The sequence below is a fragment of the Sphingobium indicum B90A genome (assembly GCF_000264945.2).
Lineage (GTDB): Bacteria > Pseudomonadota > Alphaproteobacteria > Sphingomonadales > Sphingomonadaceae > Sphingobium > Sphingobium indicum.
In genome coordinates, this window is sequence record NZ_CP013070.1 from 462,985 (window position 1) to 475,275 (window position 12,291).

Annotated in this window: 15 protein-coding genes; 12 read left to right on the forward strand and 3 right to left on the reverse strand. The window is 68.0% G+C overall.

Translation table 11 applies throughout. From position 1 onward, the window contains the following. Nucleotides 1-11 precede the first annotated feature (11 nt). From SIDU_RS02385 to SIDU_RS02405, 5 genes are all read left to right on the forward strand, one after another. Nucleotides 12-560, forward strand: coding sequence for a TspO/MBR family protein (locus SIDU_RS02385; protein ID WP_007683946.1), 549 nt, complete (start codon nt 12-14; stop codon nt 558-560). A 46-nt stretch (nt 561-606) separates the two neighbouring features. Continuing rightward, complete coding sequence (locus tag SIDU_RS02390) at nt 607-897, forward strand: accessory factor UbiK family protein (protein ID WP_007683948.1); 291 nt, start codon at nt 607-609, stop codon at nt 895-897. Between the two features lie 91 nt (nt 898-988). Next, a complete protein-coding gene (locus SIDU_RS02395; RefSeq protein WP_013040761.1) occupies nt 989-1,495 on the forward strand; it encodes a type III secretion system chaperone family protein in 507 nt (168 codons plus the stop codon). An 11-nt stretch (nt 1,496-1,506) separates the two neighbouring features. After that, nucleotides 1,507-2,319 carry a pyrroline-5-carboxylate reductase family protein gene (locus SIDU_RS02400; RefSeq protein ID WP_025772602.1) on the forward strand — a complete coding sequence of 271 codons (813 nt, stop codon included), beginning with the start codon at nt 1,507-1,509 and terminating at the stop codon, nt 2,317-2,319. 67 nt (nt 2,320-2,386) lie between these two features. Continuing rightward, the gene (locus SIDU_RS02405; protein ID WP_007683953.1) at nt 2,387-2,890 is read left to right on the forward strand and encodes an asparaginase domain-containing protein; all 504 of its coding nucleotides are present in this window, start codon (nt 2,387-2,389) and stop codon (nt 2,888-2,890) included. A gap of 184 nt (nt 2,891-3,074) precedes the next feature. On the opposite strand, the gene SIDU_RS02410 is transcribed toward SIDU_RS02405, so the two are convergent. Together SIDU_RS02410 and SIDU_RS02415 are read right to left on the reverse strand one after the other, a co-directional pair. Next, a complete protein-coding gene (locus tag SIDU_RS02410; RefSeq protein WP_007683954.1) occupies nt 3,075-3,701 on the reverse strand; it encodes a hypothetical protein in 627 nt (208 codons plus the stop codon). Nucleotides 3,702-3,824: 123 nt separating this feature from the next. Then, nucleotides 3,825-5,270 carry a sigma-54-dependent transcriptional regulator gene (locus SIDU_RS02415; protein ID WP_007683955.1) on the reverse strand — a complete coding sequence of 482 codons (1,446 nt, stop codon included), beginning with the start codon at nt 5,268-5,270 and terminating at the stop codon, nt 3,825-3,827. 170 nt (nt 5,271-5,440) lie between these two features. On the opposite strand from SIDU_RS02415, the gene SIDU_RS02420 reads away from it, so the two are divergent. From SIDU_RS02420 to SIDU_RS02450, 7 genes are all read left to right on the forward strand, one after another. Further along, the gene (locus tag SIDU_RS02420; RefSeq protein ID WP_021223190.1) at nt 5,441-5,548 is read left to right on the forward strand and encodes an aa3-type cytochrome c oxidase subunit IV; all 108 of its coding nucleotides are present in this window, start codon (nt 5,441-5,443) and stop codon (nt 5,546-5,548) included. A gap of 131 nt (nt 5,549-5,679) precedes the next feature. Continuing rightward, complete coding sequence (locus SIDU_RS02425; protein WP_007683957.1) at nt 5,680-5,949, forward strand: proton-translocating transhydrogenase family protein; 270 nt, start codon at nt 5,680-5,682, stop codon at nt 5,947-5,949. 8 nt (nt 5,950-5,957) lie between these two features. Beyond that, nucleotides 5,958-6,755, forward strand: coding sequence for an NAD(P)(+) transhydrogenase (Re/Si-specific) subunit beta (locus SIDU_RS02430; RefSeq protein WP_409349299.1), 798 nt, complete (start codon nt 5,958-5,960; stop codon nt 6,753-6,755). A 59-nt stretch (nt 6,756-6,814) separates the two neighbouring features. Beyond that, a complete protein-coding gene (locus SIDU_RS02435; protein ID WP_025161047.1) occupies nt 6,815-7,507 on the forward strand; it encodes an aspartate/glutamate racemase family protein in 693 nt (230 codons plus the stop codon). Nucleotides 7,508-7,759: 252 nt separating this feature from the next. Then, nucleotides 7,760-9,217, forward strand: a complete 1,458-nt coding sequence (gene guaB / locus SIDU_RS02440; RefSeq protein ID WP_007683962.1) for an IMP dehydrogenase — start codon at nt 7,760-7,762, stop codon at nt 9,215-9,217. Between the two features lie 123 nt (nt 9,218-9,340). After that, nucleotides 9,341-10,516, forward strand: a complete 1,176-nt coding sequence (locus SIDU_RS02445; RefSeq protein WP_007682186.1) for an RsmB/NOP family class I SAM-dependent RNA methyltransferase — start codon at nt 9,341-9,343, stop codon at nt 10,514-10,516. 92 nt (nt 10,517-10,608) lie between these two features. Further along, complete coding sequence (locus SIDU_RS02450) at nt 10,609-11,127, forward strand: tetratricopeptide repeat protein (RefSeq protein WP_037510035.1); 519 nt, start codon at nt 10,609-10,611, stop codon at nt 11,125-11,127. Between the two features lie 321 nt (nt 11,128-11,448). Here the strand turns inward: SIDU_RS02450 and rsmA are convergent, their stop codons facing one another. After that, entirely contained in the window at nt 11,449-12,291 is an 843-nt protein-coding gene (gene rsmA / locus SIDU_RS02455; RefSeq protein WP_007684121.1) for a 16S rRNA (adenine(1518)-N(6)/adenine(1519)-N(6))-dimethyltransferase RsmA, read from the reverse strand.

Sequence of the window (12,291 nt, forward strand, 5' to 3'; positions counted from 1 at the left end):
CTTCGTTGCCGATGAACGAGATTGCGTCTCCGGGTCAATTACGTCTTGCCTATGCGCGCTGGGCGCTGGTTACTGTGCCCGCGATTGTTTTCCTTGGCTTTCTTTCGGGCAAGCTCGCCAATAGTGGCTATGGCAATCGCTGGTTCGCCGCGCTCGCCAAGCCGGAACTGATCCCGCCCGGCTGGGTCTTCGGCGCCGCCTGGACCGTGCTTTATGTACTGATGGCGCTGGCCTTCGCCATCGTGCTCCACGCCCGCGGCGCCAGGGGCAGGGGCGCGGCGATCATCGCCTTCGTCGCGCAGCTCATCCTCAATCTCCTCTGGTCGCCGCTTTTCTTCCGGGCGCATCAGGTGGATCAGGCCCTGGCGCTGATCGTCGTCCTGTTCGTGCTGGTCGCCGTCACGACCGCGCTGTTCTGGCGCGTCCGCCGGGTCGCGGGACTTCTGCTGCTGCCCTATCTGTGCTGGCTGGCCTTCGCCTCCTACCTCAACTATGAGATCGGCCGCCTCAATCCGGACGCGGAAAGCCTTGGCAAACCCGCTCTCCAGACCCAGATATGATTTTTGGCGCCGCCCGTCGCGACGCCGCACGGAAGGACATAGCATCATGCAGAGCGAAAACCGCTTTTTCGACGACCTTGCCAAGCTGGTGAACGGCGCGGCCGGAACCGTCGCGGGCATGAGCCGCGAATTCGAAACCAACGCCCGCGAAAAGGCCAAGCAATGGATCGGCGGCATGGACTTCGTCAGCCGCGACGAATTCGACGCGGTGAAGGCGCTGGCCGCCGCCGCCCGCGAGGAGGTGGAATTGCTGAAGGCCCGCCTCGACGCGCTGGAGGGCAAGGCGTCCGAACCCGTCAAGCAGACCGTCCGCGCCAAGCCCAGGGACGGCGAATAACCGCCGTTTCCAGGCGAAAGCGGGGTTGTCCACGCATTTTCCATGCCGCCCCGGTTTCCACCGGCGCACAAAAATGCTTTAAGGCGCGCAGATTATGGACAGCGACGAATATGAAAATGGCGGCCAGGAGGCTGCGCCGATCGACATGCTGGCCGCCTATTTCGAGGCGCATGGCTGGAGCTACGATCAGGTCGGCGAGGATGAGATCGTCGCCAGCACCCAGGGTTCCTGGGCGCAATATGAGCTTCGCGGCATCTGGCGGGACGAAGACCAGGTGCTGCAAATGCTCGCCTTGCCCGACATCAGGGTGAATGAGGACAAGCGCGGCGCCATCTACGAAACGCTGGGCCTGATCAACGAACAGCTTTGGCTCGGCCATTTCGAACTCTGGTCGTCCAGCGGCATCGTGCTGTTCCGCCACGGCGCGCTGCTGGGCGCGGGCGGCACGCTGACGCTCGACCAGGCGCAGATATTGGTCGAAACCGCCATAGACGAATGCGAGCGTTTCTACCCGGTGTTCCAGTTCGTCCTCTGGGGCGGCAAGACCCCGGCCGAGGCGATTTCCGCCAGCCTCATCGAAACGCGCGGCGAAGCCTGAGACCCCTTCCCATGACCGACATCTGGCCCGACCATCTCTTCCTTGTCGGCTGCGGCAACATGGCGGGGCAGATGTTGCGGCGCTGGCTCGCCTGCGGCCTCGATCCGGCGCGGGCGACCGTGCTGCGTCCCAGCGGCAGGGCGGTGGCGCAGGGGGTGGCGGTCGTCACCGACTATCCCGCCTCGCTGCCCGCCGGCACCACCGTCGTGCTGGGCATGAAGCCCTATCAGCTTGGCGAAGTCGCGGCCCTGCTTGCGCCGCTTTGCCGTGCCGACGTGCGGATCGTCTCGATCCTTGCAGGAACGCGGCTGGCCGATCTGCGCACCGCCTTTCCCGCGGCGGCGGAAATCGTCCGCGCCATGCCCAACCTGCCGGTGGGCATAGGGGAGGGGGTCATCGCGCTCCATGCGGAAGCCGCCCTCCCGGTGGCGTCGCGAACGGCGGTGGAGGCTTTCATCGCTCCGCTCGGCCTTGCCGAATGGATTGCGGATGAAGGGCGGTTCAACGAAGTCACCGCGCTGTCCGGCTGCGGCCCCGCCTTTCTGTTCCGCTTCGTCGATGCCCTTGCGCGGGCGGGCGAAGCGATTGGCCTGCCCGCCGATCAGGCCGCGCGCATGGCGCTCGCCACCGTGCGCGGATCGGCCAGCATGGCCGCGATGGCGAGCGAAAGCCCGGCCGCGCTGGCGGACCGCGTGGCCAGCCCCGGCGGCATGACGCGGCAGGGCCTGAACGTGCTCGACGCCGACGACCGGCTGCTGAAGCTGCTGACCGACACGCTGGTCGCCGCCCGCGACCGGGGCGAGGCCATGGCCAGGGGCGAATAGGGCCGGGCGGTTCACCTCCTCATGGAAATGCTTTAGAGGGGGCAACCGTCCCCTTTGGAGTCCTGCGATGCCGTCCCCCGAAACGCCGATTCTTGTCCTCACCACCGGGGGGACCATCGACAAGATATATTTCGATGCGCTGTCGGACTATCAGGTGGGCGAAACCGTGGTGGCGAAGCTGCTCGACATCGGCCGGGTCAAGCGGCCCTTCCGCATCGAGGAGGTGGTGCGCAAGGACAGCCTGGAACTGGACGATGCGGACCGCGCCCTGATCCGCGACCGGGTCGCCGCCGCGCCGGAAAGCCGCATCATCATCACCCATGGCACCGACACGATGACGGAGACGGCGAAGTCGCTTTCCGCCATTGCCGGCAAGACGGTGGTGCTGGTGGGCGCTCTCGCCCCGGCGCGTTTCGGGGAAAGCGACGCCAGCTTCAACCTGGGCATGGCCTTCGCGACGGCGCAGCTTGCCGCGCCGGGGGTTTACATCACGATGAGCGGGTCGGTCTTTCGGGCCGACAAGGTGATGAAGGACCGGGAAAAGGGCGCCTTCGTTCCGATCGGCGAGTGAGTTCGCGCTGGGGGTGGTTTTTGGCCAGTTGCGGTCATCAGTTTCGTCACCCCGGACTTGATCCGGGGTCCCGCTTTCTTTCTGAGAGTGCGCTTGGAAAAGGTAGCGGGACCCCGGATCAAGTCCGGGGTGACGAATAGGGGAATGTCCGCCCCCACCCATGATCACTTCATCACCGGCCGCCTCAACGCGTGCCGGCATTCCCCGCAGCCGCCGGAACGGCGGCGCCGTCGGGCGTCTGCGCCTTGGACGCGAAGATGCGCAGGCTGTCGAGCGTCTTTTCCGCCATCGCCTGATATTGCTCGCTCAGCATTTCGGGATAGACGAAGCTGGCCGTGACGATGGCGCCGTCCGGCTGCTTCATAAGCCGCAGGGCGACGTTGTTCCCCTCGCCGTCATTGGCCGTGCCGCGATATTCATTGTCGCCGATATAATCACCGCTTACCCCTTCGGAGCCTTCGCTCACCGTCTCGACGATCTGTTGCAGCGTCTGGTCGCCCTCCTTCTTCTGCCAGAAGATGCGGACGTCCGCGCCCGCGCCGGGGTCCTGATAGACCACGCCGTCGGCATTGCTGGACGCCGCGTCCTTCTGCCAGCCTTCGGGGAAGGTGATGGAAAAGCCGCGTTCCACATTCACATAGTTGCGCGATTCGGGGGTGTCGGCCTTCGCTTCGGCCATTGCCCTGGCCGCGGCGGCGTTGGCGGCGGCGGCGAGTTCGTCCTGGCTCGGGAGATCCTCTACAGGTTCGGCCCGGCCGCAGGCGACCAGCAGGAGGAGGGGCATGGCGGCGGCGAGGGTGGCGCTTTTCATCGCTCCCCCAAAGCATAGCCGCCGCGACATTTCAACGCCGCAACCGAACGCGGCGCGATGGAGCGACGACGGCGCGGGGCGTCCGGCCCGATCAGGCGGCCCAGAACGGGCAGCCCGAAAAGATCAGGCGGCGCTGTCGATGCCCAGTTCAGCGAGCTTGCGGTAAAGGGTCGAGCGGCCGATGCCCAGCCGCCGGGCCACTTCGGTCATGCGCCCGCGATAATGGCCGATGGCCAGGCGAATGACGTCCGCCTCGATCTCCGCCAGTTGACGGACATGGCCGTCGCCTTCGAACAGGGTGATGCCGGCGGCCTCCCGATGCGGCTGCGGCACGGCATGGAGCCGGCCACGGGACTCGCCATGGCCGCGGCCGCGGATCTGCGCGGCGATCTGCGGGAAGTCGTGGGGGGTCAGCGCATCGCCCTCGCACAGCACCGCGGCGCGGAACAGGGCGTTCTGAAGCTGGCGCACATTGCCCGGCCAGTCATGCTGCATCAGCAGCGCCAGCGCGTCGTCGGTAAGGCCAAGGCCGCGCAATCCCGGCTGGGTCGCGATGCGGGCGAGCAGATGGCGGCACAGCGCCGGCACGTCGCCCAGACGTTCGCGCAGCGGCGGAATGGTGAGCTGCACGACGTTGAGGCGGTAATATAGGTCTTCGCGGAAGCGCCCCGCCTCGATCTCGTCATGCAGCCGCTTGTTGGTGGCGGCGATGACGCGGACATCGACATGGATCGGGCGGCGCGCGCCGATCGGCTGGACCTCGCCGTCCTGAAGCACGCGCAGCAGCTTCACCTGCGCGTCCAGCGGCATTTCGCTCACTTCATCGAGGAAGATGGTGCCCATGTCGGCCGCGACGAACTTGCCGACCTGCCGGTCGAAGGCGCCGGTGAAGGCGCCGCGTTCATGGCCGAACAGGTCGGATTCCACCAGATTGGCCGGGATAGCGCCGCAATTCACGGTGATCATCGCCTGCTTGTGGCGGGGGGATGCGGCGTGGATCGCGCGGGCGATCACATCCTTGCCGACGCCGCTCTCGCCCTCGATCAGCACGGGGACGCGGGCGCGGGCGGCCTTGGCCGCGATGGCGAGCGCGGCGCGGAACTGCGGCGCGGCGCCGACCACATCCTCGAAGGACAGGGCGGCAGGGATCTTCTCGGTCAGCGGGCGCAACTCGCCCTTGCCATGTTCGCCGTTCAGCGTGGCGTTGAGCGCGGCGAGCAGCCGTTCGGGCGCGATCGGCTTGGCGAGATAGTCGGTGGCGCCGGCCCGCATCGCCTCCACCGCAACGGCGACATTGTTATGCGCCGTCAGGATCAATATGGGCAGGGCAGGGCGGCGGGCGCGCAGTTCGCGGACCAGGCCGGTCGGCTCGTAGCTCGGGCTCCATTGGTCGAGCAGCACGGCGTCCAGCCGCATGCCGTCCTGCGTGCCCAGCATCGCAATCGCGGTGTCGCCGTCATTGGCGAAGATGGTGCGCCATCCCGCGCGGGCGGCGAGAGCCGACACCAGCCTGCGCTGCGCCGGCTCGTCGTCGATCAACATCAGCATCGGAACGCCGTCGCGCGCCATCCTTACCCCTCATATGCGAACTGGCGCCGAAAGTAGGGAAGAGGTGTAAAGACCGGCTTAACCGGAAAAATTTTCTTGTTCGCTGACGGCTTGAGGGGGAGCGGCCTTGGCGATAAGAGGATGCCCGCGAAACGGACAGAGAGGGACGGTGCATGGCTTCGGACGGGAATATGAACAGCGCAACCCAGACCTATGAAGGGTTCGTGGCCCTCATCAAATGGGGAACCATCGCCAGCGTCGTCGTCGCCGCCCTGGTCGTGCTGCTGATCGCCAGCTAAGGCGCGCCTGGTCGCCGGGGTGGGCGAGACGGCCTGTCCCCGGAGGATGAAGGAGCGGTCGGTTTCCCGACGATCTCCTTCGGCCCGGCGGGGCTGGACGGTCGTCGACGTCCCGCAATGAGGGGGAGCAGATGATGGCGTTCCTTCTCCCCTTCTTCCTGGCGGCCTGCATCGTCGGGGCGCTCGTCGCATGGCGGACGCGGCCGGATGAGGGCTGGGCGCTCGTTTCCGTCCTCCAGATGCTGTCATCCGCCATTCTGCTCGGCGCGCTGATCGTCTCGGCGGAAGCGGGCAGCAGCCTGGCTCGGATATTCGGCCTGCTGGCGATAGTGGCGGGCAGCGCCGGGCTTTGCGGCGGCTTCGTGGCGGCGCGGCGGATCGACATGCCGCCCCGGCCATGATGGAAGGCGTGAACGCGACGCTCCTGGCCGGCTGGTCGCTGGCTGCCTTGCTGTTCGCGGCGGCTTTGCTGGCCCCGCTTGGCGGCGGGTTGCGGCGGGGCGCGCATCTGGCGAGCGCCGCGATGACGGTCGCGGCGGCCGTGACCCTCTACAGCCATGATGTCATGGCGCTGCCGCAAATCTGCGCGGCGCTGATCGCCGGAAGCGCTGTCGGGCTGGCGCTGGGGCGCGGCGTTCCGCGATCCGCGCTGCCGTCGCTGCTGGGCGGGTTTGGCGGGCTGGCGGGGCTGGGGGCGGTCTTCCTGGCAGGAGCGGCCTGGCGCGATCCCCATGCCTTCGGCCTGCTGGACGAAATGACGGACCGGCTGCGCATGGAGGCCGCTGCCGCGATCGGCGCCGCGCTCGCCTGCGGGGCGATGGCCTGCGCGGGTGCGGCGGCGATCCTGCGGCGCGGGGCAGCGTGGCGGCACCCCGTCATCGCCGCCGCCACGCTGCCGGCGACCGGCGGGCTGGTCGGGGCCTTCGCGGCGTCTCCCGACCTGTTGAGGCTCCTTGGCTGCATCGCAGTCGCGCTACTTGCGGGCTGGGCGGCGACGACATCGGCCTTGCGGTCGGGGACCGGACCTGCGCTGGCGCTGGCGGGCGGCTTTGCCGGCTGGGCCGTGGCGGCGTCCGCCTTCTTCTTGGAAAATATGCCGATGGTCGTCGCGGGAGGGCTGGCGGGAGCGGCCGGCACCCTGTTCCGCGCGCGGCTTTGCGGCAGCGCGGGCAGGAAGGGGCTTGCCGATGCGGGACGCCGCCCCTAACGATTTGCGCGATGGACAAGCCCGTCCGGCTTCGTCGGCGCATGGGGATAAGCGGATTCATGAAGAAGCTCGGCCTGATAGGCGGTCTTAGCTGGACGTCGACGGCGCGCTATTATCAGATCATCAACCAGGCCGTGTACCGCGCCAGGGGCGGCCAGCACAGCGCTCCGCTGCTGATCGAAAGCCTGGACTTCGCGGACATAGGCCGCTCCACCACGCCCGACGAATGGGCCCATGCGGCCGATGTGCTGACCGCGTCCGCCAGGCGGCTGGAGCAGGGCGGGGCGGCCGCCCTGCTGATCTGCGCCAATTCCATGCACCGCGTCTATGACGAGGTGCAGGCCGGCGTCGATATTCCGATCGTCAACATCGCGGAGGCCGTCGGGCGCAAGATGCAGGCCGACGGCATCGAAAAGGCCGCGCTGATCGGCACGCGCAACGTGATGACGGAGAAATTCTACCGCCAGCGGCTGGTGGCGCACGGCATATCGCTGCTGCCGCCCGACATGGAACTGGCCGATCGGATCGACCGGATCGTCTATGACGAGCTGACCATCGGCAAGGTGAGCCGCGAGTCCGAACGCTATATGAAGTCCGAACTCACCGACATCGCCAAGGAGAATGTGCAGGCCGCGATCCTGGCCTGCACCGAATTGGAGATGATCGTCGATGTGAAGGCGAACGTCCTGCCGATCTACGACGGCACCAGCATCCATGCGCGGGCAGGCGTGGACGTGATCCTGGGGGATTGAGGGGGGTCGGCCCTTCCGGGGCGTGCAGTTTTTGGAAATTCGGGCGGGGAGCGGACGAGTCCCCACGCTTCTCTTCCGGCCCGCCCCTTCCGCCCGATTCCGCATCGCGTGCAGGCCTGCGCTTCCCCGGCAATAAAATGCTTTCGGGGGTCTGGCTGTTTTCCTGCTTAATGGTTACATGGGCCGCCACGAATCCCCCAGCGACCGGCTATCCCCCCACTGGCCGGGCGCGCAGCAGAAAGTGGCTTTCACATGGATATCCGCCTCGGCCTCACCTTTGACGACGTGCTTCTTCAGCCCGCCGAATCCGATGTGCTGCCCAGCCAGGCGGACACCAGCACCCATGTGACCCGCGCGATCAAGCTCAACATCCCGATCCTCTCCTCCGCCATGGACACGGTGACGGAGGCGGACATGGCGATCGTCATGGCGCAGTTGGGCGGGATCGGCGTGCTGCACCGCAACCTGTCGGTGGAGGAGCAGGCGGACGCGGTGCGCGCGGTCAAGCGCTTCGAAAGCGGCATGGTGGTCAATCCCATCACCATCACGCCCAATGCCACGCTGGCCGATGCGCAGATGCTGATGACCCGGCACAAGATCAGCGGCATTCCGGTGGTGGAGGCGTCGGGCAAGCTGGTCGGCATCCTCACCAACCGCGACGTGCGCTTCGCCGAAAACCCGGCCCAGCCGGTCAGCGAACTGATGACCCACGACAATCTCGCCACCGTGAAGACCGGCGTGGGCCAGGAGGAGGCGATGCGCCTGCTGCACCAGCGCCGCATCGAAAAGCTGCTGGTGGTGGACGATCAATATCATTGCGTCGGCCTGATCACGGTCAAGGACATCGAAAAGGCCGTCACCTATCCGCAGGCGACCAAGGATGCGTCGGGCCGCCTGCGCGTGGCGGCGGCGTCGACCGTGGGCGACAAGGGGCTGGAGCGCAGCAAGGCGCTGATCGACGCGGAATGCGACCTGATCGTCATCGACACCGCCCATGGCCACAGCAGGCAGGTGGCCGTCGCGGTAGAGGCGGTGAAGAAGCTGTCCAACCATGTTCAGGTGGTGGCGGGCAACGTCGCCACCGCCGAAGCGACCAAGGCGCTGATCGGCGCGGGCGCGGACTGCGTGAAGGTCGGCATCGGCCCCGGTTCGATCTGCACCACCCGCGTCGTCGCGGGCGTCGGCGTGCCGCAGTTGACCGCCGTCATGGATTCGGCGGAGGAAGCGGCCAAGCAAGGCGTGCCGGTGATCGCGGACGGCGGCCTGCGCACGTCGGGCGACGTGGCGAAGGCGCTGGCGGCGGGCGCGGGCTGCGTCATGGTCGGATCGCTGCTGGCGGGCACGGCGGAGGCGCCGGGCGAAACCTTCCTCTATCAGGGCCGCGCCTATAAGAGCTATCGCGGCATGGGCAGCGTCGGCGCGATGGCGCGCGGTTCGGCGGACCGCTATTTCCAGGCGGACATCAAGGACCAGATGAAGCTGGTGCCCGAAGGCATTGAGGGCCAGGTGCCGTTCAAGGGTCCGGCCAAGGACGTGATCCACCAGCTTGTCGGCGGGGTGAAGGCGGCCATGGGCTATACCGGCAGCGCCACGATCAAGGATTTGCGGGAACGCGCCCGCTTCGTCCAGATCACCAATGCGGGCCTGTCGGAAAGCCATGTCCACGACGTGACGATCACGCGGGAAGCGCCCAATTACCCGACGCGCTGAACCCTCGATCAAGCCCCTCCCCTTCAGGGGAGGGGTTGGGGGTGGGGGCGTGCCTCAAACGCTGTGCCCTGTATCGATCCCCCACCCCAACCCCTCCCCTGAAGGGGAGGGGCTTGTTTCGTCATGACCCCATCCGCCCGTGTCCAGGCCGCCATCGAACTGCTCGACGCCATCATCGCGTCGGCGCGGGATGGCGGCCCGGCGGCGGACACGCTGATCGCCCGCTATTTCAAGGAACGGCGCTATGCCGGCTCCCGCGACCGGCGGGCGGTGCGCGACCATGTCTATGACGCGGTGCGCCGCGTCGCCGAACGGCCGGAGAGCGGGCGCGCCGCCATGGTCGGGCTGGCGCGGGAGCGGGCCGAACTGGCCGCATTGTTCGACGGATCGGCCCATGGCCCGGCGCCGATTGCCGACAGTGAAGCGGGCGCCCCGGCGGGCGTCGTGCCCGGCTGGATCGAACCGCTGCTCGCCGCGCCGGTGGAGCGGGACGCCCTGCTGGGCCGGGCGCCGGTCGACCTGCGCGTCAACCGGCTGAAGGGCGATCCGGACCGGGTCGCGCAACATTATCCCGATGCGGCCCGGATCGCCGGACTGCCCGACGCCCTGCGCCTGCCCGAAGGCGCGCCGGTCGAGCTGAGCGACCCCTGGAAATGGGGGCAGGTCGAGGTGCAGGACGCGGGCAGCCAGTTGATCTCCGCCGTCTGCGCCGCCGCGCCGGGCATGACCGTGATCGACCTTTGCGCCGGGGCGGGGGGCAAGACGCTGGCATTGGCCGCGGCGATGGGCGGCAAGGGCGTGCTGATCGCCGCCGACACCATCCGCTCGCGCCTCGCCCGGCTCGATCCACGCGCCGAACGGGCCGGGGCGACCTTCATCGAGACGCTGCTGCTGGACCAGGGGCATGAGGCGGGCGCGCTGGAAAGCCTGAGGGGCCGCGCCAATGTGGTGCTGGTCGACGCGCCCTGTTCGGGCACCGGCACATGGCGGCGCAATCCGGAGGCGCGCTGGCGGCTGACCCCGGCGCGGCTCGACCGGCTGGCGGCGGAACAGGCGCGGATCCTGGATTTCGCGGCTCCCCTGCTGGCGCCGGGCGGGGCGTTGATCTATGCTGTCTGCGCGCTGACGGACCGGGAGGGGCGGGATCAGGTGCGGGCATTTCTGGAACGGCATGACGGCTGGACCGTCGAACGGATCGAAGCGGCGATGGGCCGCGCCCATGGCGACGGGCTGCTGCTGACGCCGGGCCATGACGGGACGGACGGTTTCTATTTCGCGCGGCTGCGACGGACGGCGTGAAAGAGTCGATGGACAAGCGCCCGCAAAATCGCGAGACTTGGCCACCGGAATCCGGACCGGAATCAACGCCTGAAACATGGCTGGAGTTGTGCATGCGTTTTACCCCTGCTTCGGTCGCTTTGGCCGTCCTGCTGACCACCGTTTCCAGCGCAGGCCTGTCGCAGCGCCCGGATTCGCAGATTTCGCCGCTGTCGGTCGAATGGCAGAAGGCGGGCGAGGCGGCGCGCAAGGCGGGCAATTATCAGGGCGCGACCGACGCGCTGGAAAGCGCGCTGGCGGTCGATCCGCGCAACCGCACCGCCTATATCGAACTGGCGCAGGTGGCGCGGGCGCAGGGTTTGCAGGGCAAGGCGATCCGCCTCTATCGCGAGGCGCTGTTGCTGGAACCCAATGACGTCGCCGCTCTGGTGGGCCAGGGCGAGGCGATGGTCGAAAAGGGCGCCATCGCCAAGGCCAAGGAAAATCTCGCCCAGGCGCAGGGCCTGTGCAAGGCGAACTGCGCGGCCGTAGGCCAACTGGCGGCGGCGATAGAGAAAGGCCCGCCCGCGACCGTGCTGAGCGCGAAGGATAGCGTCCCCGCGCCCAAGGGATCGGCAACCGAGACGCCTTGATCCACAAGCTACACTGCCGCCGAGCCTCCACAACCTTTCTCCGCCCCTCCCTTCCAGGGAGGGGCCGGGGGTGGGTAGCCGAGCGCAGCGAGGCTCGTTACGGCAGGATCATGCGCCGCGTCCCGCATCGGCCCGGCTGAAAATGGCCATGAGCGGACATTAGTTTTCCGTCACCCCGGACTTGATCCGGGGTCCCGCTTTTGCCTCTACACCGCGCCCAGCCCAAGGCAGCGGGACCCCGGATCAAGTCCGGGGTGACGAATAGGGGGAGGGGCGACGAATAGGGGGGCGTCCGCTCTCCACCAAAGCCAGACTCAAAAACTAAAGCCGCCCCAACACCCGCGCGACCTCAACAAATTCCTCGACGCTCACCGTTTCAGCCCGTCGTTGCGCGTCGATGCCGACCGCCTCCAGCGCCTCCAGCGCACCGGGCAGGCCTTTCAGGCTCTGCCGCAGCATCTTGCGGCGCTGGCCGAAGGCGGCGGCGGTCAGGCGTTCGAGATGCTTCAACTGCACCCCCTCAGGCGCGGGCCTGGGCGTGATGTGGACCACCGCCGACATCACCTTCGGCGGCGGGGTGAAGGCGCTGCGGTGGACCTTCATCGCGATGCGGGCGTCGCTGCGCCATTGGGAGAGCACCGCCAGGCGGCCATAATGGTCGCCGCCCGGCTTCGCGACGATCCGCTCCGCCACCTCCATCTGGAACATCAACGTCAGGGTCGACCACCAGGGAAGCGGACTCCACTCCGCCGAAAGCCAGCCGATCAGCAGCGCCGTGCCGACATTATAGGGCAGGTTGGCGATGACATGGGCGCCTTCGCCCGCCTCGGCGCGGGCGTCGACCTCCATCGCGTCGCCGGAAAGGACGCGAAGCTGGCCCGGAAAGGCCGCGTCCAGTTCGGCCAGCGCGGGCAGGCAGCGCCGGTCCCGCTCCACCGCGACCAGCTTCGCCCCGCCGCGCAGGATGGCGCGGGTCAGGCCGCCGGGGCCGGGGCCGACCTCGAAGGCGGGCTGGCCTTCCAGCGGGCCGGGAATGGCGGCGATGCGGTCCAGCAACTGCTCGTCCAGCAGGAAATTCTGGCCCAGCGCCTTGCTCGCCTGCAATCCATGGGCGGCGATCACCTCTCGCAGCGGCGGGAGCGCCCGACGGGTATCGGCAGCCAT